Genomic DNA, 21,699 nt, shown 5'->3' with positions numbered 1-21,699 from the left:
CCGCGGGTATCTAGTAGGCGCATGCTGACGCGCACGCTGATTCTTGCCAATCTTCTTCAATTCGCGATACTGGTCGGGCTGACCGCCGGTTGGGTCTGTCAGGCTGACGGTGCTTCCCTGCGGCAGATAATCGCAATAAGCGGCGCGGCCTTCGCCGGCGCCCTGGCAGCCGGCCTCGGGATCTGGAACGCCATGTCGAGAGCAAACTAGCCCGGGCGGGACCCGGCCCGGCTCGCTCCGGCGCGGTGAGGGTCCCGGGTGGTGCACCGGCGGCCAGGGACAGCACCTCGTCTTGCGAGCCGCGGGCCTCGCACCGGATGACCCGGCCGGTCGGCCGCGGCGACATCGATCAACGCCTGAGGTTCGTCGCGACTTGCGAGGTCACTCCCGTCAGCCCCAGAATCGACGCAGGAATCGACGCAACGGCAAGTCTGCGCGTCCGCTGGCGAACGCGCAGCCGGACCTCGGAGGACTGCGCATGTATCAACGGCTGGTTCCCCGACGCCCCCCGACAGCGATCATGCCGGCCTTCTACGCGGGGCGTCCGGTGGCAGGCAAGGCGTTCGATGTCACGCCCGCTCTCGCCGGTCGCGGGGACACCGGAAGCACCCGCAAGCAGCGGCTGGCGGCGCTCGCCGACGAGGTCCGCCTGCTCGTCGCGGACGACCTGCGGGCCACGCCGGATCCGGTGGGGTTACGGGTGGACGTCGGATTGCCGGACGATGTCCCGCTGCTGGCGTCCAACGACCTGGACAGCCTGGCGTATCCGCTGGTGTCCCGGCTCGGCGGGGCGACCGGCCGCCGGTTCGTCTCGGTGTGGGTGAGCAAGCGGCACGCGAGGACGTCCTCGGTCGCGGTCCTTCCGGCACACCCGGTCCCGGATCCGGGCGGATCGCAGCGGTTTCAGGTCCGGACGACGGCGTCCATCGTCACCACGACCTTCCGGCAGCAGATCCGTAACCAGATCACCGCGGCTCGCCCGTTGCCGTACGGCGGCATCGCCCTCCAGCTGTCGTTCGTGGTGGGTCCGCGACGTGCGTGGCCGAACCTGTGGAAGGTCACCATCGACTCGCTCCGCCCGCTGCTGGGACACCCGGCCGGTGGCCGGATCACCGATCTCGGACTGCACTGCGTCGTCGACCCGGCGGTGGGACACGACATCGGCATAGCGGTCCGGGCGAACCCGGCCCGCTTCCGAGCGAGCGTGCCGAAGACAGCCGATGCGACCCGCCACCGGTCCGGCGAGCTGTACGCCCGGGCACCGCAGGGCTAGCCGGGCTCGCGGAGGTACTTCGCGCGTTCCTGCGGGGTGAAGTCTCGGGTGGTGCGCTGGTGGGCCAGGGACAGCACCTCGTCGATCGAGCCGCAGGCCTCGCACGGGGTGACCCGCACGGTCGTCGCGGAGAGGCTGATCAGCCGGCGGCCGTCGGCGCTGAAGGCCAGCTGCCGTGCCCCGGTCGGATGGTCGAAGGTGAGCGCCTCCCCGGTGCCGTCGGTGTTCCACACCCGGACCACGTCGTCGGTGCCGACCCCGGCGATCAGCCGGCCGTCCGGGCTGAACGCGATCGCGGTCAGGTGCTCGATCGCGCCGGTGAGCACCACCGGTTCGCCGTCGCCGGTCACCGACCAGACCCGGACCGCGCCGTCCTCGCCGACCGCGGCCAGCAGCCGGCCGTCCGGGCTGAATCGGATGTGGTCGGCGGTCATGCTCTGGCTGCGCAGGGTCCGCACCGCCCGGCCCGCCGCCGGATCCCAGAGCACCACGTCGTTGGTGCTCTGCGACAGGGCCACCAGGGTGGCGTCCGGGCTGATCGCGATCGGCCCGTAGCCGCTGATCCGGTCGGCCACCCGCGGGTTCCCGGCCCGCCACAGCATCATCTCGCCGTCGCCGCAGTCCACCGCGAGCACAGTCCCGTCGGCGCTGAAGGCAGCGCTGTTGGTGGTCACCTGCGATCGGCGCGGGCACTCCCGGACCGCCGGGCCGGCCCCGTCACCGGCCCGCCACCAGTGGATCTGCTCGCCGACGGTGCCGGCGACGCCGCGGCCGTCCCGGCTGACGGCCAGGAACCGCAGGTCCGGCGCGGCGTGCCGCAGGGTCGCCACGGTGAGCCGGGTCCCGGTCGAGATCACCGAGACGGTGCCGGGCCTGGAGACGGTGGCCGCGTAGGCGCCGTCGTCGCTGAGCCGGGGCAACTCGCCGGGCGCGGAGGCCAGGGTGATCGGCGCCGGATCGGCACCGGCGCTGGTGTCCCACACCCGGACGGTGGCGTCGCTGCCACCGGTGACCAGCCGGCGGCCGTCCCCGCTGAACGCCAGGTCCTGCACCGTGCCGTGGTGGCCGCGCAGCAGGGTGCCGGTGGTGGTGTCGGCGACGTCCCAGATCCGCACGGTCCGCTCGTCGGTGGCCGCGGCGATCCGGCTGCCGTCCCGGGTGAACGCCACCTTGCCGTACCAGGTCTCCGGGCCACGGTAGGTCTGCGAGCCGGCCCGCCCGTCGGCCGGCCAGACGGTGACCTTGCCGAAGCCGGCGACGGCGATCCGGCTGCCGTCCAGGCTGAACGCCACCGAGACGGGCGAGGTCTCGGCCGGCTGACGGATCAGCAGCGGTGCGGCGCTGCCGTTGACGTCCCAGACGCGGATGGTGCCGTCGTCCGAGGCCAGCGCCAGCCGGCCGGCGCCGCTGAAGGAGAGGCCGCCGGCGAACCCGGTGTAGCGCAGCGTCCGGTGCCATCCCGGACGGGTGGTGTCCCAGACGTGCACCCGCGAGTCGGCGCCGATCGCGGCCACCCAGCGGCCGGACGGGCTGTAGGCCAATCGGGCCATGCCGGTGGGCACCAGCGGTTCCAGCGGGCGGGTGGTGTTCTCCCCCGGCCGCCACAGCACGATCTGGGTGGTGCCGGAGGCCGGGCTGAACCGGGTGATCGCCAGCCGCCCGTCCGGGCCGCCGGCGACGAAGACACCGGGGACCGGCGCGGTCAGCGGCGGTGTCCGGCCCTGCAGGTCCCAGACCCGGACCATGCCGTCGGTGTCCGCGCCGGCGACCTGGTTGCCGCTGATCGCCACCGAGGTGACCTGGGTGGCCATGCTCATCGTGGCCATCACCCGGGCGTCGGCCGTGCCCTGCCGCAGCACCGACTCCGTCTCCGGGTCCGGATGCAGCCGGTACGCCCGCTGCGCCAGCAGCAGCGCGAGTTCCGGATCGGCCATCCGTTCGGCCCGCGAGGCGGCCGCCAGTTCCCGCGCCACCGCCCGGTCCCGTTCGGACGCCGCCTGCCGGGCCGCCACCACCGCACCGGTGGCCAGCACGCAGACCACCGCCAGGCCCGCGGCGAGCGCGCTGACCAGCCAGCGGGTGCGCCGCTGCCGCCCGCGCGCCTCCCGGTCCCGCAGCGCGAGGCTGGCCTCCAGGAACTCCCGCTCGGCCGGAGCCAGGTCGAGCACGCCCGCGTCCGCCGTCGCGGACAGCCGCACGCCCCGGTAGAGCGCGCCCTCGTCGCGGTCCAGCGACTCCCAGGCCGCCGCCGCCTCGGTGAGCTGCCGGTGCAGCCGCAGCCCGGCCCGGCTCTCCTCGACCCAGCCGCACAGCCGCGGCCACGCCCGGATCAGCGCCTCGTGCGCGATCTCCACGGTGTCCCGGTCGACGCTCACCAGCCGGGCGGCGGCGAAGGCGTCGACGACCGCGGTCGCCCGGTCGATGGTGTCCCGTTCGGCCCGGGTCAGCCGCCGCCGGGTGATCAACCCGTCCGGCCCCACGTCGACCATCCGCAGCAGCAGCCGCTGGGCGGCCACCCGTTCCGGCTCGCCGAGCCGCTCGTAGGCCTGCTCGGCGGTGCGCGCGACCGCCCCGGCCACGCCACCGGCCGCCCGGTAGCCGGCCAGCGTGACGATCGCGCCCTGCCGCCGGTCCCAGGCCTCGCGCAACGCGTGCGCCGCGAGCGGCAACGCGCCGGGCGAGTCGGCCACCTCGGCCACGATGGTGGCCACCAGCGCGCCCTCGACCCGGGCGCCGCGCACCTCGGCCGGTCTGGTCACCGCTTCGCGCAGCTCGGCCGGGCTCATCCCGCCGATCAGCACCTGCGCGTCGGTGAGTGCGGCCAGCAGCCGCGGGTACTCGGTGAACCGGGCGTAGTGGTCGGCGCGCACGGTCAGCACCACCCGCGCCCGGCCGTCCGGCTCCCGGCACATCGCCAGCAGCGCCGCGACGAAGCCGGCCCGCTCGGCCGCGTCCGGGCAGGCCGCGAAGACCTCCTCGAACTGATCCACCACCACCAAAAGATCAACATCTGCCGGTACGCCGTGCAGCCCCTGCCGGACGATCAGCGGCGCCCGCTCCGGATCGGCCCGCAACTCGTCCAGCAGCCCGCCGGCCGGCACCCCGGCGTGCCGGCCCAGCTGCACCGCCAGCTCGGCCATCGGGTGCGTCCCCGGCGTGAACACCACCGCCGGTCCGCCCATGGCCGGCACCAGCCCGGCCCGGACCACCGAGGACTTGCCGGCGCCGGACGCCCCGAACACCGCCAGGAACCGGCGCGCCCGCAACCGCCGGGTCAGCTCGCCGACCAGCTCGTCCCGACCGAAGAACACCTCGGCGTCCGCCGGCTGGAACATCGCCAGCCCGGGATACGGCGGCGGCGCCCCGCGGCCGTTGCCGGTCTCCTCGACCGCCGACACGCTCAGCCGTTTCGCCTCCCGCCAGCGCCGCTCCCACTCCTGCGGGTCGCCGTCGCACGCCGCGACGTACGCCAGGGTCACCTCGAGGGTCGGCAGCCGCCGGCCGGACGCCGCCGCGGACAGCGTCGCCACCGAGTAGTTCGCCCGCGCGGCCATCTGCCGGTACCCGGGCGTGCCGGCCTTGTCGCGCAACGCCCGCAGCCCGGCCGCCAGCTCCTCGACCGGGCCACCCTGGCCCTCCAGCGGCCGCTCCGGCCTTGGCATCGCCCACCTCCGGCAACCGTGGACATTCATCGCCAATTGTCACTGGGTTGTCCAGTGTTGTTTGTCTGACCGCTCTGAGCAGGGGCGAGACAACTCCGGCGCGGCTACACCGGGTTCATGAGCGCATCGGTTCTGATCGCCGCGGTGGTGCTCGCGGCCGCGATCGGCAAGATCCGGGGCGGGAACGCCGCTTTCGGCCGGGAGCTGTCCGAGTTGTTCGGGCTGCCACCGCCGGTCGCCGCGGTCCTCGCCCCGGCGGTGGTGGTGGCCGAGCTCGGCTGGGCGGTCCTGCTGCTCGCCGCGCCGGTCGCCGGGGCCGCCGCCTCGGTCGCCGCGTTGACGCTGCTCACCGGCGTGACCGTACGGTCCCTGCGGGACGGGCGTGGTGACTGCCGCTGCTTCGGCCCGGCCGCCCGGACGTCACCGCGCTTCGGCGTACTCCGCAATTGCCTGCTCTTGGTCCTGGCTCTGCTGGTGCTGGTCGCCGGGCCGGTGGTGCTCGTCTCCCCGGTGATCGACATCGGTCTCGGCGTGGTGCTGAGCCTGGCCCTGATCCGAATCGAGGTCCTCGTGAAAGCCGTTCGCGTCGTCGCCGAGGCGACCTGATGAGCACCGCGCTGCTGTGGACGCTCACTTTGCTCAACACCGTAGCGGTCGGGGCGCTGCTGCTGCGCATGGGCGACATCCTGCAACGGTCCGCGCGGACGGGCGGCATGGCGGGGCCGCCGGTCGCCGAGGCCGCCTCGTCGGTCGACCGGATGCGGGCCGGCCTGCCCGTCGCGCCCCACGATCTGTCGGTGCTGTTCCTCACCGACGAATGTGAGGGCTGCTCCCGGGCCCTCGGTGAACTGCAGCACTCGGACCTGGCCGACGTGCTGCTCGTCGACCTGTCCGGTCGGTCCCGGTCCGACCACGACCGGTTCCGGGCCCGCGTCGACGCCCGATTCTCCTGGCTTCATCCGAGCCCGGAGCAGAAGCAGCTGATGATCCAGGAGGCCCGAGTCCGCGCCACCCCGACCTACCTCGTCCTGCGTGGCAACGAGGTGATCCGCGGTGGCCTGTGCGAGGACCGCGCCTGGATCGCGGCGATGTCCGCGCGGGTGTGACCGCGCGGCGGAATCCGACAACGAAAGGACGCACCATGAACAAGATCCTCACGGCCGTCACGGCCCTGCTCCGGATCAAGCCGGCCCACGCCCTCTACTGCGACTTCATCGGCAGCCGGAGCTGCGGCACCGGCTGCAAGTTCCACTATCAGTGCTGGTACAGCCCGGGCTACCCGGCCTACGACTACTGGACGTCGTGCAAGCCGCACGAGTGCTGAGCCTGCCATGACACGGGGACGGGGCCGGGCGCGTGCTTGGTCGGGACGAGTCTCCCGGCCTCGCCGCCGTACGTGGACATTGGTGATGGTCGTCGGGGCCAGCATGGAGCCCTCGCTGCGCGACGGTGACGTGCTGCTCGTCGACACCAGCGGGCAGCCGCCGGCGACCGGGGACATCGTCGTCTTCCGCAGGCCGATCGGCCTGCTGGTCAAAGTCATCATCGGTACGACCGGCGGCCGGCTGCGCGTCGCCGGGACCGGGTTGAGCAAGACCCCCGAGCAGCTGGGCCCGGTGCACCCGGACGAGGTGGTCGGGATCGCCCGCCGGATCGTGGCGCCACCGGCCAGGTGGCGGCGGCTCGATGGCCTCCGGGTCGCGGCGTGACCCGCCGCCCGTCGCTCGGCCGGCCCGCCGCCGTCGCGCTGACCCTCGCCGGTCTGGCCGGGCTGATGCCGGTGATCGAAACGCTGGCGCTGGCCCGCGCGGTCGACGCGATGACCCGCGCGGCCGCGGTGATCCCGCTGCTGATCGCGGTGGTCGGCGCCCGGATCGCCCAGGGCTGGCTGCAGATCCTCTCGGGCACCGCCCAGCAGGCCTTCCACCGGGCCAACCGCGCCGTCGAGCACGCCCGGACCAGCGCGACCCTGGAGAGGTGCCGCGACCTCGGCATGTACGAGAACGGCGCCACCCAGGAGATCGTCCACCTGGGCGTCGAGGGCGGCGAACGGCACCGGGTGTCCCGGCTGCAGGCCGCGGCCATGCTGCTGCAGGGCGTGCTCGGCGGCACGCTGCTCGGCTCGGCGATCGCCACGCTCGGCTGGCAGCTCGGCGTGGTGGCGCTGCTGGTCGCCGCGGTCACCGCGCCGTTCCACCTGCGCAACGGGGCCCGCTCGCACGCCGGCGCGGCCGCCACCAGCGTGCTCGACCGGCGGCTCGGCTACCTGCGCCACGTCCTGTCCCACCCGGGCTCGCTGGCCGAGCTGATGGCCGGCCGCGCCACCGGCGCCCTGCGCGCCGCCGGCGGGGCCCTGATCGCCCGGATCGCCGTGATCGAGCGCGGCGTGGACCGGGCCCTGGCCCGGTCCGGGATGGCGATCGTGGCCCTCCCGCACCTGGTCACCGCGGGTGTCGTGATCGTCGGGCTGCTCTCCGGAACGGTCCGCTCGGCCGGGCAGCTGTCGCTGGTCATCGTCGGCTTCGGCGCGTTGCAGGCCAGCCTCGGCACGGCGTTGCAGGGCGCCGGCACGCTGCGCGAGGCGACCCTGGAACGGCGCCGCGCGGACCGGCTGCGGGCCACTGTCCGCGAGCACGCCCATCCGGTGCCCGCCGACCCGCCCCGGCTGGTTCCCGGCCGCAGCCCGTCGGTGACCTTCGACGAGGTGTCCTTCCGCTACTCGCCCGGGGCGCCGTGGAGCCTGCGCGACTTCACCCTGGACGTCGTGCCGGGCGAGACGGTGTGCTTGGTCGGGGCGAACGGGTCCGGCAAGACCACGGCGCTGAAACTGCTGCTCGGCGTGCACCGCCCGACCCGCGGGGCGGTCCTGCTGGACGGGCGCGACGTGCGCGACCACGACCCGGACGAGCTGGCCGCGACGCTGCGGCTCATGCTGCAGGAACCGGTCCGGCTGGAGGCCAGCCTGCGCGACAACATCGACCGGTTCCGCGGCCGGTCACGGCACGAGGTGGACCGGGCGGCCCGGCTGGCCGGCGTCGACCGGATCGCCGCCCGGCTGCCGCACGGGCTGGACTCGGAGATCTCCCAGCAGTTCGGCACCGACGAGCACGGGCGGGCGCTGTCCGGCGGCGAGTGGCAGCGGGTGATGTTCGCCCGCCTGCTCCTCGGCGGCCACGGCCTCTACGTGCTCGACGAACCGACCGCCGCCCTCGACGCCGACCAGGAAGCCGCCATGATCGACACGCTGGAGGCCGAGCTGCGCGGCTCGACCGCGCTGCTGGTCAGCCACCGGTGGCCGCTGCTGCGCCTGGCCGGCCGGATCGCCGTCGTCGGCGCCGGCCGGATCCAGGAGATCGGCACGCACGAGGAGCTCAGCCTGGCCGGCGGCCCCTACGCGAGTCTCATCGCACGCCAGCGGCAGTCGCTGACCTTCCTCAACGCGTGACGTCGCTGCTTTTCTCGGCGTGACGCCGCTGCCTTTCCAGGCGGGTGGCTCAGATGCCGGCGCCGTCCAGCTGCTTGCGCAGCTTCGCCAGCGCGCGGGTGAGCAGCCGCGACACGTGCATCTGCGACACACCGACCTGCTCGGCGATCTGCGACTGGGTCAGGTTGCCGTAGAACCGCAGGCTGATGATCTTCTGCTCGCGCTCGTCCAGGCTGGCCATCGCCGGCCCGAGCGCGACCCGCAGCTCGGCCTCCTCGAACCCGGAGTCCATCCCGCCGAGCGTGTCACCCAGCTCGGTGCCGCTGTCGCTCATCGGCGTGGACAGGCTGGTCGAGTTGTAGGCGCGGGCGCCCTCCAGACCCTCGATCACCTCGTCCTCGGTGACGTTCAGGTACTCCGCGATGTCGGCGACCGTCGGCGACCGGCCCAGGTCGTGGGTGAGCGCGTTGTTGGCCGTGGTGATCGCCAGGCGCAGCTCCTGCAGGCGCCGCGGCACCCGCACCGACCAGGTCTTGTCCCGGAAGTGCCGCTTCAGCTCACCGATGATGGTCGGGATCGCGAAGCCGGCGAAGTCGACGCCGCGGTCCGCCTCGAACCGGTCGACCGCCTTGATCAGGCCCATCACCGCGACCTGGTAGAGGTCGTCGCGCGGCTCACCGCGGTTGGCGTACCGGTTGGACAGGTGCCGGGCCAGCGGCAACCACGCCTCGATCGCGCGGTCACGCAGCCCCGATCGCGACGGGTGGCCGGCCGGCAGGGCCGCCATCGCGTTGATCAGGTCGCTGGCCGGATCCGTGCTCGTCGAAGCATCGGTCTCGACAGCGGTGTCAACCATGACGGTCATCTCGGTGTGCTCCTCAACATCAGCCACTGGCAGGCGAACGTGTGACCCCAGTTCTCCACTGAGCAGAATCGCCAAACCATACTTTCGGTCATCAAGATCAGACCGAAAAGCTGATTTGCGTACGCCCGGAGCACTGATCGACCGCGACGTGCTCCTTGAGTTCCCGCCGGGACGCTCCCTCTCACCGCACCACGGCCGTCTCCGCTCACCACATGGCGGAACTCCGCGCAACCCGGCCCACCAGCCATGCTGGACGATCTCCGGTGCGGCACGGAGGTGATCCGCCATCTCCGTCGCCGGACGGTGGACCGGACCGGGCTGGATCGATCATGGAACGATGGGCCGGTGCGGGATCCAACGGTGATCACGGCGGCCCGCGGCGGTGACCTGCCGGCTCTGCGGCGGCTCCTCAGCGCGGACCCGGCCGCGGTGCAGGCACGGGGGCGGCTGGGCGAGACGCCGCTGCACTGTGCCCGGGACGGGGAGATCACCGCGGTCCTGCTGCGCCACGGCGCCTCGGTTGACGCCCGAGACCGCCAAGGGCGCACGCCGCTGCACGACGCCGGGGCGGCCAAGGCGCGGGTGCTGCTGAGCGCGGGCGCGGACCCGGGGAGTCGCGACCACCACGGCCAGACGCCGCTGCACCGCGCGGTCGCGGACGGCGACGCCGAGCTGGTCGCGCTGTTGCTGGCCGAGAGCGCCGATCCGGTCGTACGGGACGATGGCGGCAGCAGCCCGATGCACCTGGCGCGTGGCCGCGGACCGCGGGAGATCCGTGGGCTGCTGGAAGCAGCCGGCGGATCGCTCGCCGAGCCGACCGATCCCGCGATCGCCGGCAGCGGCCCTCAGCGCGCCCTGCGCCTGGGCCGGGACGGACCGACCGCCTACACCGTGTCCGGGCACGCGACGCTGGTCCGCTGGCGGCTCGACCGGCCGCCCCGGCCGGAGACGATCGTCGCGACCGAGCACACCGTGCTCCGTGACCTCGCCGTCCACCCGCACCAGCCACTGATCGCGGTGGCGCCCGCCGACGCCTCGGTCGAGCTGCGCGGCGACGATCTCGCCGACCCCGAGCCGCTGGCCGGACTGGACGATGTCACCGCGCTGGCCTTCTCCCCGGACGGCCGGTGGCTGGCCGCGGCCACCCACCCGGAGCGGGTGGTCCTGGTCGACGTGGCCACCCGGCAGATCACCGGCGAGGCGGAAGCCGGCGAGCGCACCGACTGCGTCGCCTTCTCCCCCGACGGCTCGCTCCTGGCGACCACCTGCTCCTTCCAGGCCGGCGCTCACGTCCGGGTCGACCGGGTCACCGCCGACGGCCGGCTGGAGCCGGTCACCGAGATCGACCGGCCGGGCCGGGACACCATCCCGGCCGCGGTGTTCACGCCGGACAGCCGATGCCTGGTGATCTGGCAGACGTCGGCTCTCCACGGAGCCCGCCAGCCCGGCTGGCGCGGCGACCTGCTGCTCACCGGCACCGACGGTCAGGTGCTCTGGCAGCGCCCGATCGACGCGGACACCACCGGCGTGCGCACGTCGCCGGCCGAGGCGGGCGCACCGATGGGCTGGTTCACCAGGCCGTGCCTGTCCCCGGACGGCGGACAGATCGCGCTCGGCCTGGACGGATCGGTCGTGCTGTTCGGGACCGACGACGGCGCCCCCCTCGGCGTGCTGCCGGTACCCGGCCACGCCACCACGGCGGCCGGCGACCCGGCCACCGGAGCCTGGCTCGTCGCGACCGACCAGGGCCTGCGGGAAACGTCGCGTGAGGAGCGCCAGTGAGCAGTGAAAACCGGATGACGACCGTGGCGCGGCTCTGGGCGGAGCACTGTGCGGCGCCGTTCCCGGGCCGGCTCCGGGCGGTCGAGGTGGCGGGTGTCGAGATGGTGATGCTCGATGCGGACGTCGCCGGGTGTGTCAGCGTCTGGCTGGCGAACGGCGGCACCGTCGACGACCGGTCGTGGGATGTTCTCGCGGCCTGCGAGCGCCGGCTCGAGCGGGTGCTTCCGGAGCTCACTGATCGCGAAGCCGCCTATTACCGGAGGTTGTTGGAGATGACGGTGCTGGTCCTGGACGCGCCCGGGTGAAACGGAACGGCCGGCGGCGTCACCGAGGGCTGAGCGCCGCCTCCGCGTCGGCCAGGCCCTGCTCGTTGCCGGCGGCGTCGTCGATGCCGGTCAGGTCGCCGGCGACGATCCGCCGCGCGAAGTAGTCGGCCTGCACCGCCCACCGGAACCGCAGCATCACCGGCAGGGCCCGGCCGGCCTCGGCTCGCGGGATCGGCCCCTGCTCCCGATAGGCGGAGAGCAGGTCGCCGGCCCGGTCCGGGCCACCGGCGTACATCACGGCGGACGCCAGGTCGTACAGGAAAGGGCCGCGCATCGCGACGCTCCAGTCGATCAATCCACAGGTGCCGGACTCCAGCCGGAACGCCTCGGGTGCCGGATCGGTGTGCAGCAGGCCCCAGGACAAGGTCCGCGGGCCGAGCCGCTCGTAGGCCTCGACCGCATCGGCGACCGCCGCACGCACCCACGGGCGGACGTCCAGGTGCTCGGCTCGGGGGTCGACCCAGTGGAACTCCTCGGCGCCCGGCACCGCGACGTCCCGCAGAGCACGGTGCACCCGGGCGAGCGTTCCGCCGATCAGCCGCTGGTCCGCCCAGGTCAGCTCCTTCCCCGGCACCCAGGTCAGCAGCGCCAGCGGGATCCCCTCGACGTCGACGACGAACTCGCCGTGCCGCGTGGCCACCGGCGCGCCCGCGGGAATCCCGGCGTCCTGGAGCGCCGCCGCGACCGCGAGACCGGCGGCGAACGAGCGCCGCGAGCCCGGAACGACCGCCTTGGCGACCCACCGGGCACCGTCCTGGTCGACGAACCAGGTCGCCGAGTTCATCCCGCCGTTGTGCACCTCGACGACTGCCCGCTCCAGACCCCAGGAAGCCGCGAGCCGGTCGCGCAGCACGCCCTCGTCCATCACCGGCGCAGCAGCCGCAGCGCGGCCTCGTCGCTGGAACCGGGCGCCGCCGAATAGGTGAGCAGCCGGTGGCCGTCGTCGCCGGGCAGGTGCAGCACCTGGTAGTCGAGGTCGAGGTCGCCGACGAGCGGGTGATGCAGCGCCTTGGTGCCGGCGTCGCACACCTGCACCGGGTGTTTCGCCCAGCAGCTGGCGAACTCCGGGCTCCTCATCACCAGCTCGCCGACCAGCGCGGTCAGCTCGGCGTCGTCGGGGTGCCGGCCGGCGACCAGGCGCAGCGAGGCGACCGCGAGGCCGGCCTGCTCGTCCCAGCGGCGGTACAGCTCCCGGCTGTGCGGGTCGAGGAACAGCATCCGGGTCAGGTTCGGCCGGTCCGCGGGCCGGGACGGCGCCTCCCGGTCGTAGTGGCCACCGACGAGCAGGTGGCCCAGCTCGTTCCAGGCCAGCACCTCGGTGCGCCGGCCGAGGACCAGCGCCGGAACGTCGACCATCGCGGCGATCAGCTGCTCGACGCCGCGGGCGGCCCGCTCCGGGCGCGGGGCGCGGCGCCGTTTCGCCGGCCGGGGCCGGGCCAGGTCGTGCAGGTAGGCCCGCTCGTCGTCGGTGAGCACCAGGGCCCGGGCCAGCGCCTCGATCACCGAGGCCGAGGCATTGGTGCTCTGGCCCTGCTCCAGGCGGGTGTAGTAGATCGGGCTGACCCCGGCCAGCTGGGCCAGCTCCTCGCGGCGCAGCCCGGGCACGCGACGGGCCCCGTACGAAACCAGCCCCACCTCCTCCGGCCGCAACCGTGCCCGCCGGGTCCGCAGGAAGTCCGCCAGCTCGCTCTCCATGCCGTTGATCCTGCCCCGAACCGGAGTCCGCTGCCTGTCCCTGCCGGTACCAGTCAGCGCAGTGCTCTGGCTGGCCTCGCCGGCCCAGCTCAGGGTGGGTGCCATGACTCAGACAGCCACCCTGCCGGCCACCGTGACCAGCGGCCGTGACCGACTCGTGCTCGCCGTGCTGCTCACCGCGAGCTTCACCCTCGCCGTCGACTTCTCGATCCTGAACGTCGCGCTGCCGGTGATCGGCGCCGACGTCGGTCTCGCGCTCGCCGACCTGCAGTGGATAGCCACCGCGTTCGCCCTGTTCGCGGCCGGTTTCACGCTGCTGTTCGGCCGGGTCGCCGACCTGGCCGGCCGGCGCCGGATGTTCCTGGCCGGCATCGCCCTGCTCGGCGTGTCGTCGCTGGCCGGCGGCCTGGCCACCGGCCCGGTGCTGCTGCTGGCCGCGCGGGTGGCGCAGGGTCTGGCCACCGCCGCGGTCACCCCGGCCGCGCTGTCGCTGCTGACCACGTCCTTCCCGGAGGGTCCGCGGCGGGAGCGAGCGCTGGGTCTCAACGGCGCCCTGATGGCGGCCGGGTTCACCACCGGCGCGATCCTCGGCGGCGTGCTCACCGACCTGCTCAGCTGGCGGTGGGCGTTCTTCGTCAACGTCGCCGTCGCGGCCGTCGTGCTGGCCGTCGCGCCGCTCGTGCTCGCCGAGAGCCGCCCCGCGCGGCGTCCCCGGCTCGACGTTCCCGGCGCGGTCACCGTCACCGGCGGCCTGCTCGCCGTGGTCCTCGGCCTGACCAGCGCCGGCGAGCACGGCTGGGCGGCGCCGCGCACGTGGGGCGCCTTGGTCGCCGGGATCGTGCTGCTGGCCGCGTTCGCCGCCATCGAACGCCGGGTGGCCGCGCCGCTGGTCCCGGTCCGGATCCTCGGCCGGCGCCGGGTCGCCTGGGGCAACCTGGCCGGGATGCTCGCCTTCGCCACCGAGACGTCGCTGGTCTTCCTGCTGACGATCTACCTGCAGGAGGTGCTCGGCCGCACGCCCCTGGCGGCCGGGCTGTCGTTCGCCGTACTCGGCTTGGGCACCGTCCTCGGCGGCATCCTCGGTCCGAAAGTGATCGCCCGCCTCGCGCACCCGCCGAAGGCCCTCGCGCTCGGCCTGGCCGTCCAGGCCGCCGCCACCCTGCCGCTGGTCTTCCTGGGCAGCACCAGCGCGTGGCTGCCGGTCCTGCTGGCCGCCACGTTCCTCGGCGGCGTCGCCAACCTGGTCGCGATCGTCGGTTTCCTGGTCACCGCGACGTCCGGCCTGCCCGACAGCGACCAGGGGCTCGCGGCCGGCCTGGCCACCATGAGCCAGCAGATCGGCATCACGCTGGGCATCCCGCTGATGTCCGCCGTCGTCGGCGCGGTCCTGGCCACCCTGGGCACCGGGAGCCCCGACACGGTCCTCACCGCGGTCCGCACCGCGATCGCCGTCAACACCGCCCTGACCGCGCTGACCGCCGTCGCCGTCCGGCTGGCCCTCCCCTCGCCCCGCCGCTGACCCGCCCAGCGCCCCGAGCGCCGGGCGGGGCGCTGCCGAGGGAACGGCTGGCTCCCAGGGGTCTTTCACCCACCCCGAGACACCCCTCACGCCCAGCCGGACAACCGCACCGCGCGCCTCGGCCTCAGCCTCGGGCGACGAGCGCCTCCACCCGCTCCGGCGCGAAGATGCCATCGGCGAGCAACAGCGCCAGCCCGACCAGCCCGGACCGGTTGTCCAGGCGGGTCGCGACGATCTGCAGGCTGCGGGTGGCCAGCGGCAGCGAGCGCCGATACACCATCTCCCGGATGCCGGCGAACAGCTGCTCCTCGATCCGGGCCAACTGCCCGCCGATCACCACGACCCGCGGGTTGACCAGGCTCACCGAGTCGGCGATGGCGTGCCCGATGATCCGCCCGGCGCGGCGGGCGAGCCGGACGGCGGTGACGTCACCGGTGCGGATCAGCGCCACCGCGTCGTCCACGGTGGTCACCTCCTTGCCGGCGGCGCGCAGGTCGCGGACCAGCGCCCAGCCCCCGGCGTACGCCTCCACGCAGCCGGTGTTGCCACAGCGGCACACCGGCTCCACCTCGGCGTCCTCGACGGTCACCTGGATGTGCCCGATGTCGCCGGCCGCGCCGTCGGCCCCGCGGTACACCTCGCCGCCCAGGATCATCCCGGCGCCGACCCCGGTGCCCGCCTTGACCATCAGCATCTGCCGCACGTCGGGGTAGAAGGTGCGCTGCTCGCCGAGGGCCATCGCGTTGACGTCCTTGTCGACCAGCACCGGGCAGGCGTAGCGGCCGGCGAACCAGCCGGGGATGTCGTAGCGGTCCCAGCCGCTCATGATCGGCGGGCTGACCACCTGGCCGCTGTCGAAGTCCACCGGGCCCGGCACGTCGATGCCGATCCCGAACACCTCGCCGGCGTCGCGGCCGGCCTCGCTGAGCAGCTCGCGGAACTGGCTGTCGGCCGCGGACAGCACCGGGCCGGGCCCGTCCGCCACGTCGATGGTCCGCTCCCGCTCGGCCAGCACCTCGCCGCGCAGGTCGCAGAGGGCGGTCCGCATCCCGGTCGCGCCGATGTCGGCGACCAGCAGCACCCCGCGGTCGCGGTGGAAGGTGAACCGGCTGGCGGGCCGGCCGCCGGTCGACGAGCCCTCCCCGCTGGGCACCACCAGGGCGGCGCCGAGCAGCGCGTCCAGGCGCTGGTTCACGGTCGAGCGGGACAGGCCGGTCAGCTGCATGACGTCGGCGCGGGTCAGGCTCGGCCGGCCCCGGAACAGCTGGAGCACCTCGCCGAGCCCCGCCGCGGCCGTCAGGGGTGAGGCGCTCGTGGACACGACCGCATCGTATTACGGATAGGCACCATACGTAAGTCCCCAGGCTTTTGGTTGACAGCCGTCATAAGTCCTGCATCTAATCAATCGAAACATCGATGCGGAAGGAATCCCCATGTCGCGCATATCCGTCCATCGCGGTGTGGCCGCCGCCGTCTCCGCGGCCGCCCTCGTGCTCGTCGCCGCCTGCGGCTCCGGCGGCTCGTCCTCCTCGGACGGCACGCTCAAGGTCGCCGCGGTGATCAAGGGACTGGACAACCCGTTCTTCCAGTCCATGGAGCAGGGCATCAAGGACCAGGCGCAGACCTCCGGCACCGAGGTCACCGTGCAGGCCGCCAACTCGATCACCGACACCACCGGCCAGGCCGACAAGCTGACCGGACTGGCCGGGCAGGACTACTCCTGCTACATCGTCAATCCGATCTCCGGCACCAACCTGATCCAGGGCATGGCGCAGCTCGCCGCCCAGAAGAAGACCATCGTCAACATCGACAGCCCGGTCGACGCCGCCGCCGCGAAGGCCGCCAACGCCACCCCGGCCACCTACATCGGCACCAACAACGTCTCGGCCGGCGAGCAGGGCGGCCGGCAGATGCTGACCCTGCTGCCCGGCGGCGGCAAGGTCGCCGCGATCGGCGGCATCGCCGGTGACGTCACCAGCGGCCAGCGCATCGAGGGCTTCGGCAAGGCGATCACCGGCAAGCTCGACCTGGTACAGACCGTCGCCGCCAACTGGGAGCGGCAGGAGGCGCTGACCCAGGCCACCAACATCATGCGGGCGCAGCCCGACCTCAAGGGCTTCTTCGTCGCCAACGACGACATGGGCCTGGGCGTGGCCCGCGCGGTCGCCACCGCGGGCAAGGCCGGCCAGATCAAGGTGATCAGCGTCGACGGGATCAAGGACGCGCTGACCGCGGTCAAGAACGGGGAGCTGGACGCGACGGTCGCGCAGTACCCGTACGCGATCGGCGCGATGGGCATGGAGGCGTGCCAGGCCGCCGCCAAGGGCGCCACCCTGCCGGCCACCGTGGAGGCGCCGGTCGAGGTGGTCACCAAGGCCAACGCCGACCAGGCCCTGGCGGCCACCCCGAAGCCGTTCGGCACCTACGACGACCCCTTCAAGACCCTCTCGGGAAGCTGACCATGACCACCGCCACCGTTTCCGAGCACCACGCGCGCACCTGGACCAGCCAGCTCAAGGACGTCAGTTTCTGGGCCGAGTGGGCCGCCGCCGTCGGCCTGGTGCTGCTCGTCATCGTCTTCCAGATCCTCAACCCGGCCTTCCTGAGCACCGGCAACATCGCGTCCATGCTGGTCGCCGCGGCGATCCTGGTGATCCTGGCGGTCGGGCAGACCTTCGTGGTCGCCACCGGCGGCATCGACCTGTCGGTCGCGTCGATGATGACCCTCGGCGCGGTCGCGTTCGGCCAGGCGTACGCGAATGGCTGGGGTCTGGTCTGGTCCTGCCTGCTGGCGGTCGCCGTCGGCCTGGCGATCGGGCTGGTCAACGGGTTCGTCATCGCCCGGGGCAAGATCACCGACTTCATCGTCACGCTGGGCATGCTCTCCGCGGCCTCCGGCGCCGCGCTGATCCTGTCCGACGGCAAGCCGGTCACCATCGTCAACACGTTCCTGCTCAAGCTCTCCACCGGCGGGATCGGGATCTTCGGCTGGACGGTGATCATCGCCGCGGTGGTCGCCGTGATCGCACACGTCCTGCTCTTCTGGACCCGGTTCGGCACCCACGTGCTGGCCACCGGCGGCTCCCGGGAGGCGGCCACCGCGACCGGCATCAACACCGCCAACGTGAAGATCGCCGTCTACGCCATCTCCGGCCTGCTGGCCGGTCTCGCCGCCATCCTGCTGATCGCCCGGGTCGGCGCCGCCGAACCGGCCTCGAACACCTCCTTCCTGCTCAACTCGGTGGCCGCGGTGGTCCTCGGCGGCGTCAGCCTGCTCGGCGGGCGCGCCACCATCACCGGCCCGGTGATCGGCGCGCTGCTGCTGACCGCGCTCACCAACGGCCTGACCCTGCTCGGCGTCTCGCAGTTCTACCAACCGCTGGCGGTCGGCTTCGTCGTCGTGCTCGCCGCCCTACTCACGAGGTTCCAGAAATGAGCACTCTGATCGACGTCGCCGGTGTCTCGCTCGCCTTCGGCAGCGTGCAGGCCCTCAAGGACGTCTCCCTGACCATCGCCGAGGGCGAGATCACCGCCCTGGTCGGCGACAACGGCGCCGGCAAGTCCACGCTGGTGCGCTGCATCTCCGGCATCCACCGGCCGGACACCGGCACGATCGCGATGAACGGCCGGGAGCTGCACCTCAAGTCCCCGGAGGACGCCCGCGAGCAGGGCATCGAGACCGTCCACCAGAACCTGGCCCTGGTCGAGGACCTGACCGTCTGGCAGAACCTCTTCCTCAACCGGGAGCTGGTGCACCGGGCCGGCCCGATCGCCGTGCTGGACCGCCGCGGCATGCGCAAGCAGGCGAAGGAGATGGTCGCCACGCTCGCGGTCAACGTGCCCGCGGTGGGCAGCCGGGTCCGCCGGCTCTCCGGCGGCCAGCGGCAGGCGGTGGCGATCTGCCGCGCCGCCGGGTTCCGCTCGGAACTCGTGATCATGGACGAGCCGACCGCCGCCCTCGGCGTCCAGGAGACCGCGCGGGTCGAGCAGCTGATCACCAAGCTTCGCGACGACGGCCGCTCGGTCCTGCTGATCAGCCACAACTTCGACCAGGTGATGCGCCTGTCCGACCAGGTCTGGGTGATGCGCGCCGGGCGCTGCGTGGCCGGCCGCCGCACCTCCGACACCACCGGCGAGGAGATCGTCGGCCTGATCACCGGCGCTCTCAGCCAGTAAGGACGGATGATGAAACCGCGCAACCCCCTCGGCGTGCACGCCCTGGTCTGGGCCGGCGACACGGCTCCGGCATCGGTCACGACCGCGATCACCAAGACCAAGGCTTGCGGGTACGACCTCGTGGAGTTCTCCCTGCACGACTCGCTCAACCTGGACGTGGACCGGACCCGCGCCGAACTCAACCGGGCCGGGCTGCGGGTCGCCTGTTCCCGCGGGCTGGCCATGGACGCCGACATCTCCAGCGACGACCCGGCCGTGGTCGAACGCGGCGAGCGGCTGCTGCACGAGTCGCTGCGGCTGACCGCCGGGCTGGGCGGCAGCCACCTGACCGGCGCGCTCTACAGCGCCTTCGGCAGCTACTCCCGCCCGCTGAGCGCCGCCGGCCGGGCCACCGTGGTCTCGGTGCTGCGCCGGCTCGCCAAGGAGGCCCGCGGCACCGGCGTGACGCTGGGCCTGGAGATCTGCAACCGCTACGAGACCAACGTGGTGAACACCGCGCGGGACGCGTTGCGCCTGGCCGACGACATCGGCGAGGACAACGTGGTGATCCACCTCGACACGTACCACATGAACATCGAGGAGAACGACATGGTGCGCCCGGTCCTCGACGTGGGCGACCGCCTCGGCTACGTGCACGTCGGCGAGAACCACCGCGGCTATCTGGGCTCCGGGCACCTGGACTTCACGTCGTTCTTCCACGCGCTCGGGCAGATCGGTTACACCGGGCCGATCACCTTCGAGTCGTTCTCGTCGGCCGTGGTCGCCCCCGGCCTCTCCGCCGACCTGTCGATCTGGCGCAACCTGTGGGACGACGGCGAGGACCTGGCCCGGCACGCCCACGGGTTCATCAGCGCGCACCTGACCGCCGTGCCGGCATGACCGGTCTCACGGCGCTGGTGGACCGGGCCCGCGCGCTCGCCGACGGCGGGCGCCGGGCGGTCCTCGGCATCGCCGGAGCCCCGGCGGCCGGCAAGACGACGCTGGCCCACGAGCTGGTGCGGGCGCTCACGGCGACCGGGGTGCCGGTGGCGCACGTACCGATGGACGGGTTTCATCTCGCCGATGCCGAGCTGGAGCGGCTCGGGCTGCGCGACCGCAAGGGCGCACCCGAGACGTTCGACGCCTTCGGGTACGCGGCCCTGCTGCGCCGCATCCGCGAGGGCGCCGACGAGGTGGTCTACGCGCCCGGCTTCGACCGTGTCATCGAGCAACCGATCGCCGGCGCCATCCCGGTCACCCGCGACGCCCGGCTGATCGTCACCGAGGGCAACTACCTGCTCGTCGACGAGCCCCGCTGGCGGGCGGTACGGGCCCAGCTCGACGAGGTCTGGTACGTCGAGCTGGATCAAGAGGAGCGGCTGCGCCGGCTGGTCGACCGGCACGTCCACTTCGGCAAGGCGCCGGACGCCGCGGTCGCCTGGGCCACCGGCACCGACGAACGCAACGCCGAGGTCATCCTGGCCACCCGCGCCCGCGCCGACCTGATCGTCCCCGCCTTCGAGCGGCAGCCCGGAGATCGGCCGTTCGGCGGCGTGCGGCCCTAAGATCGCCCTCATGAAAGGTGCGGCGGCGTTCCTGCTCGATGGCCTGCGGCGGGCCGGAATGGACGATGTCGTCGCGGTGCAGCCCGCGACCGGTGGCCTGGCGGCGCTCGCCGGCGTCGCGACCCGCCGGGACGCGCCGCCTGTCTTCGTCAAGGCGTTCGCCGAACCACCGGCCGACGACGTCTTCGCCGCCGAGGCCGAGGGCCTGACCGCGCTGCGCGAGCGGGGCGGCATGGCCACCCCGGAGGTGCTGCTGGCCGGCCGGGAGCTGCTCGTGCTCTCCGTGCTGCAGCCGCGGCCCAGCACCGGGGACTTCTGGGAGCGGTTCGCCCACGCGCTGGCCCACCAGCACCTGAGCACGGTGCACCCCCGTTTCGGCTGGCACCGGGACAACTGGCTGGGCCGCCGCCGGCAGCACAACACCTGGAACGACGACGGTTTCGCGTTCTTCGCCGAGCACCGGCTGCTGCGCTGGCTCGGCGAGCCGCGCGTCGAGGCGGCGCTGGACGCCGCCGACCAGGCCGCGCTGGAGCGGCTCTGCGACCGGCTGCCCGACCTGCTGCCGAAGCAGCCGGCCTGCCTCACCCACGGCGACCTGTGGACGCAGAACCTGCTGGCCACCCCGGACGGCCGGCCCGCGCTGATCGACCCGGCGGTCTCCTACACCTGGGCCGAGGTCGACCTGGCTCACGTGTGGACCACCGCGCCCCCGCCGGAGGCGCAGCGCTTCTTCGCGGTCTACGCCGAGCTGACCTCGCTCGACCGCGACTGGCCGGCCCGCATGCCGATCCTCCAGCTGCGCCAGCACCTGGCCGTCCTCGCCCAGTTCGACAACGACTGGGGCGCCGCCAACCTGATCCGCGCCACCCTCACCCCGTTCCGGACGCCGTCCTGACCTGATCCCGGCGGTCAGCAGCGGCCCCACCTGCACGGCTCGAAAGGAATCCGGTGCGAGAAGATCATCCCGTGGACAGGCTCGTTGTCGCGCTGGAGGGCAACCCCACCACGTCGATCCTCAGTGCGATGCGTGCGTCTGCTGAGCGGCTTGCCGGCCGCCGGGGCTGGGTGATCGATCCGCCCCGCTTCCTCGATCAATCAGATGCTTCGGGCGCGCGGTGGGTCGGATTCGGGCTACAGCTCTATACCGCCCTACCTCCGTGGGGCGACGAGATCGACCCGGGGGTGGACCGTGCCCACCTGGAGGAGGTCAAGGAGCTGGCCGGGGAGGTCTGTCGACTCTCGGAGGAGCACGGCGTCTCCTTCCAAGTCGAGTTCGCCGGTGAACTCGTCGGCATGGTGGAACGCGGTCGAATGGATTCCGGTCTCGAGGACACCCTGATCGGCGAGTGGGAGCGAACCCTCAACCACGCGAAGCGTCGTCATTGACGCGCCACCCGGAAGCACCCCGACCCCGGATGGGGCCGAGCGGATTC

Annotated in this window: 22 protein-coding genes; 17 read left to right on the top strand and 5 right to left on the bottom strand. The window is 73.2% G+C overall.

What is annotated here, in order from left to right; all coding sequences use genetic code 11:
• Window positions 1-21 precede the first annotated feature (21 nt).
• Both BJY16_RS26825 and BJY16_RS26820 read left to right on the top strand, forming a co-directional pair.
• A complete protein-coding gene (locus BJY16_RS26825; protein WP_185042335.1) occupies window positions 22-210 on the top strand; it encodes a hypothetical protein in 189 nt (62 codons plus the stop codon).
• Between the two features lie 268 nt (window positions 211-478).
• Entirely contained in the window at window positions 479-1,273 is a 795-nt protein-coding gene (locus BJY16_RS26820; protein WP_185042334.1) for a hypothetical protein, read from the top strand.
• On the opposite strand, the gene BJY16_RS26815 is transcribed toward BJY16_RS26820, so the two are convergent.
• Window positions 1,270-4,935, bottom strand: coding sequence for an nSTAND1 domain-containing NTPase (locus tag BJY16_RS26815; RefSeq protein WP_185042333.1), 3,666 nt, complete (start codon window positions 4,933-4,935; stop codon window positions 1,270-1,272). The two genes, BJY16_RS26820 and BJY16_RS26815, sit on opposite strands and share 4 nt — an antisense overlap.
• A 117-nt stretch (window positions 4,936-5,052) precedes the next feature.
• On the opposite strand from BJY16_RS26815, the gene BJY16_RS26810 reads away from it, so the two are divergent.
• The 5 genes from BJY16_RS26810 (at window position 5,053) to BJY16_RS48575 (ending at window position 8,380) form a co-directional block, all read left to right on the top strand.
• Window positions 5,053-5,541: a MauE/DoxX family redox-associated membrane protein gene (locus BJY16_RS26810; RefSeq protein ID WP_185042332.1), complete on the top strand. Its 489-nt coding sequence runs from the start codon at window positions 5,053-5,055 to the stop codon at window positions 5,539-5,541.
• Window positions 5,541-6,041 (top strand): hypothetical protein, encoded by a 501-nt coding sequence (locus BJY16_RS26805; protein WP_185042331.1) that lies wholly within the window; start codon window positions 5,541-5,543, stop codon window positions 6,039-6,041. The genes BJY16_RS26810 and BJY16_RS26805 overlap by 1 nt, the downstream gene beginning before the upstream one ends.
• Before the next feature lie 35 nt (window positions 6,042-6,076).
• Complete coding sequence (locus tag BJY16_RS26800; RefSeq protein WP_185042330.1) at window positions 6,077-6,259, top strand: hypothetical protein; 183 nt, start codon at window positions 6,077-6,079, stop codon at window positions 6,257-6,259.
• Window positions 6,260-6,344: 85 nt separating this feature from the next.
• The gene (locus BJY16_RS26795; RefSeq protein WP_239177717.1) at window positions 6,345-6,644 is read left to right on the top strand and encodes a S24/S26 family peptidase; all 300 of its coding nucleotides are present in this window, start codon (window positions 6,345-6,347) and stop codon (window positions 6,642-6,644) included.
• The gene (locus BJY16_RS48575) at window positions 6,641-8,380 is read left to right on the top strand and encodes an ATP-binding cassette domain-containing protein (RefSeq protein WP_185042328.1); all 1,740 of its coding nucleotides are present in this window, start codon (window positions 6,641-6,643) and stop codon (window positions 8,378-8,380) included. The genes BJY16_RS26795 and BJY16_RS48575 overlap by 4 nt, the downstream gene beginning before the upstream one ends.
• Before the next feature lie 49 nt (window positions 8,381-8,429).
• Here BJY16_RS48575 and BJY16_RS26785 read toward each other — a convergent pair whose 3' ends face one another.
• Window positions 8,430-9,224: an RNA polymerase sigma factor SigF gene (locus tag BJY16_RS26785; RefSeq protein ID WP_185042327.1), complete on the bottom strand. Its 795-nt coding sequence runs from the start codon at window positions 9,222-9,224 to the stop codon at window positions 8,430-8,432.
• Between the two features lie 345 nt (window positions 9,225-9,569).
• Between BJY16_RS26785 and BJY16_RS26780 the strand changes: the two genes are divergently transcribed.
• Window positions 9,570-11,006 (top strand): ankyrin repeat domain-containing protein, encoded by a 1,437-nt coding sequence (locus BJY16_RS26780; RefSeq protein WP_185042326.1) that lies wholly within the window; start codon window positions 9,570-9,572, stop codon window positions 11,004-11,006.
• Window positions 11,003-11,311, top strand: a complete 309-nt coding sequence (locus BJY16_RS26775; protein WP_203759117.1) for a hypothetical protein — start codon at window positions 11,003-11,005, stop codon at window positions 11,309-11,311. Before BJY16_RS26780 ends, BJY16_RS26775 begins: the two co-directional genes overlap by 4 nt.
• A gap of 19 nt (window positions 11,312-11,330) precedes the next feature.
• Here the strand turns inward: BJY16_RS26775 and BJY16_RS26770 are convergent, their stop codons facing one another.
• Together BJY16_RS26770 and BJY16_RS26765 are read right to left on the bottom strand one after the other, a co-directional pair.
• Window positions 11,331-12,200, bottom strand: a complete 870-nt coding sequence (locus BJY16_RS26770) for a phosphotransferase enzyme family protein (protein ID WP_185042325.1) — start codon at window positions 12,198-12,200, stop codon at window positions 11,331-11,333.
• Window positions 12,197-13,027: a helix-turn-helix domain-containing protein gene (locus BJY16_RS26765; RefSeq protein WP_185042324.1), complete on the bottom strand. Its 831-nt coding sequence runs from the start codon at window positions 13,025-13,027 to the stop codon at window positions 12,197-12,199. Before BJY16_RS26765 ends, BJY16_RS26770 begins: the two co-directional genes overlap by 4 nt.
• Window positions 13,028-13,130: 103 nt before the next feature.
• On the opposite strand from BJY16_RS26765, the gene BJY16_RS26760 reads away from it, so the two are divergent.
• Window positions 13,131-14,546 carry an MFS transporter gene (locus BJY16_RS26760; protein ID WP_185042323.1) on the top strand — a complete coding sequence of 472 codons (1,416 nt, stop codon included), beginning with the start codon at window positions 13,131-13,133 and terminating at the stop codon, window positions 14,544-14,546.
• A 124-nt stretch (window positions 14,547-14,670) separates the two neighbouring features.
• Here BJY16_RS26760 and BJY16_RS26755 read toward each other — a convergent pair whose 3' ends face one another.
• On the bottom strand, window positions 14,671-15,867 hold the full coding sequence (locus tag BJY16_RS26755) for an ROK family transcriptional regulator (protein WP_203759116.1): 1,197 nt from the start codon (window positions 15,865-15,867) through the stop codon (window positions 14,671-14,673).
• A gap of 112 nt (window positions 15,868-15,979) precedes the next feature.
• Between BJY16_RS26755 and BJY16_RS26750 the strand changes: the two genes are divergently transcribed.
• The 7 genes from BJY16_RS26750 to BJY16_RS26720 all read left to right on the top strand — a co-directional run bounded on the left by BJY16_RS26750 (window position 15,980) and on the right by BJY16_RS26720 (window position 21,652).
• The gene (locus BJY16_RS26750; protein WP_185042322.1) at window positions 15,980-17,005 is read left to right on the top strand and encodes a sugar ABC transporter substrate-binding protein; all 1,026 of its coding nucleotides are present in this window, start codon (window positions 15,980-15,982) and stop codon (window positions 17,003-17,005) included.
• A gap of 2 nt (window positions 17,006-17,007) precedes the next feature.
• Window positions 17,008-17,982: an ABC transporter permease gene (locus BJY16_RS26745; protein ID WP_185042321.1), complete on the top strand. Its 975-nt coding sequence runs from the start codon at window positions 17,008-17,010 to the stop codon at window positions 17,980-17,982.
• Entirely contained in the window at window positions 17,979-18,722 is a 744-nt protein-coding gene (locus BJY16_RS26740) for an ATP-binding cassette domain-containing protein (protein WP_185042320.1), read from the top strand. Before BJY16_RS26745 ends, BJY16_RS26740 begins: the two co-directional genes overlap by 4 nt.
• 9 nt (window positions 18,723-18,731) lie before the next feature.
• Window positions 18,732-19,601, top strand: coding sequence for a sugar phosphate isomerase/epimerase family protein (locus BJY16_RS26735; protein ID WP_185042319.1), 870 nt, complete (start codon window positions 18,732-18,734; stop codon window positions 19,599-19,601).
• The gene (locus BJY16_RS26730) at window positions 19,598-20,266 is read left to right on the top strand and encodes a nucleoside/nucleotide kinase family protein (protein WP_185042318.1); all 669 of its coding nucleotides are present in this window, start codon (window positions 19,598-19,600) and stop codon (window positions 20,264-20,266) included. Before BJY16_RS26735 ends, BJY16_RS26730 begins: the two co-directional genes overlap by 4 nt.
• A gap of 10 nt (window positions 20,267-20,276) precedes the next feature.
• The gene (locus BJY16_RS26725; protein WP_185042317.1) at window positions 20,277-21,161 is read left to right on the top strand and encodes a fructosamine kinase family protein; all 885 of its coding nucleotides are present in this window, start codon (window positions 20,277-20,279) and stop codon (window positions 21,159-21,161) included.
• Between the two features lie 71 nt (window positions 21,162-21,232).
• Window positions 21,233-21,652 (top strand): hypothetical protein, encoded by a 420-nt coding sequence (locus tag BJY16_RS26720; protein ID WP_185042316.1) that lies wholly within the window; start codon window positions 21,233-21,235, stop codon window positions 21,650-21,652.
• Window positions 21,653-21,699: the final 47 nt, after the last annotated feature.

Source organism: Actinoplanes octamycinicus, from assembly GCF_014205225.1.
Taxonomy (GTDB): domain Bacteria; phylum Actinomycetota; class Actinomycetes; order Mycobacteriales; family Micromonosporaceae; genus Actinoplanes; species Actinoplanes octamycinicus.
The sequence above is the reverse complement of the archived record's forward strand: the minus strand, read 5'-3'. Positions and strand labels throughout refer to the sequence as shown.

Bases quoted from the DNA above. Each gene is read 5' to 3' on its own strand.
- BJY16_RS26825 (WP_185042335.1), top strand. From the start codon at position 22: ATGCTGACGCGCACGCTGATTCTTGCCAATCTTCTTCAATTCGCGATA.
- BJY16_RS26820 (WP_185042334.1), top strand. From the start codon at position 479: ATGTATCAACGGCTGGTTCCCCGACGCCCCCCGACAGCGATCATGCCG.
- BJY16_RS26815 (WP_185042333.1), bottom strand. From the start codon at position 4,935: ATGCCAAGGCCGGAGCGGCCGCTGGAGGGCCAGGGTGGCCCGGTCGAG.
- BJY16_RS26810 (WP_185042332.1), top strand. From the start codon at position 5,053: ATGAGCGCATCGGTTCTGATCGCCGCGGTGGTGCTCGCGGCCGCGATC.
- BJY16_RS26805 (WP_185042331.1), top strand. From the start codon at position 5,541: ATGAGCACCGCGCTGCTGTGGACGCTCACTTTGCTCAACACCGTAGCG.
- BJY16_RS26800 (WP_185042330.1), top strand. From the start codon at position 6,077: ATGAACAAGATCCTCACGGCCGTCACGGCCCTGCTCCGGATCAAGCCG.
- BJY16_RS26795 (WP_239177717.1), top strand. From the start codon at position 6,345: ATGGTCGTCGGGGCCAGCATGGAGCCCTCGCTGCGCGACGGTGACGTG.
- BJY16_RS26785 (WP_185042327.1), bottom strand. From the start codon at position 9,224: ATGACCGTCATGGTTGACACCGCTGTCGAGACCGATGCTTCGACGAGC.
- BJY16_RS26765 (WP_185042324.1), bottom strand. From the start codon at position 13,027: ATGGAGAGCGAGCTGGCGGACTTCCTGCGGACCCGGCGGGCACGGTTG.
- BJY16_RS26760 (WP_185042323.1), top strand. From the start codon at position 13,131: ATGACTCAGACAGCCACCCTGCCGGCCACCGTGACCAGCGGCCGTGAC.
- BJY16_RS26750 (WP_185042322.1), top strand. From the start codon at position 15,980: ATGTCGCGCATATCCGTCCATCGCGGTGTGGCCGCCGCCGTCTCCGCG.
- BJY16_RS26745 (WP_185042321.1), top strand. From the start codon at position 17,008: ATGACCACCGCCACCGTTTCCGAGCACCACGCGCGCACCTGGACCAGC.
- BJY16_RS26740 (WP_185042320.1), top strand. From the start codon at position 17,979: ATGAGCACTCTGATCGACGTCGCCGGTGTCTCGCTCGCCTTCGGCAGC.
- BJY16_RS26735 (WP_185042319.1), top strand. From the start codon at position 18,732: ATGAAACCGCGCAACCCCCTCGGCGTGCACGCCCTGGTCTGGGCCGGC.
- BJY16_RS26730 (WP_185042318.1), top strand. From the start codon at position 19,598: ATGACCGGTCTCACGGCGCTGGTGGACCGGGCCCGCGCGCTCGCCGAC.
- BJY16_RS26725 (WP_185042317.1), top strand. From the start codon at position 20,277: ATGAAAGGTGCGGCGGCGTTCCTGCTCGATGGCCTGCGGCGGGCCGGA.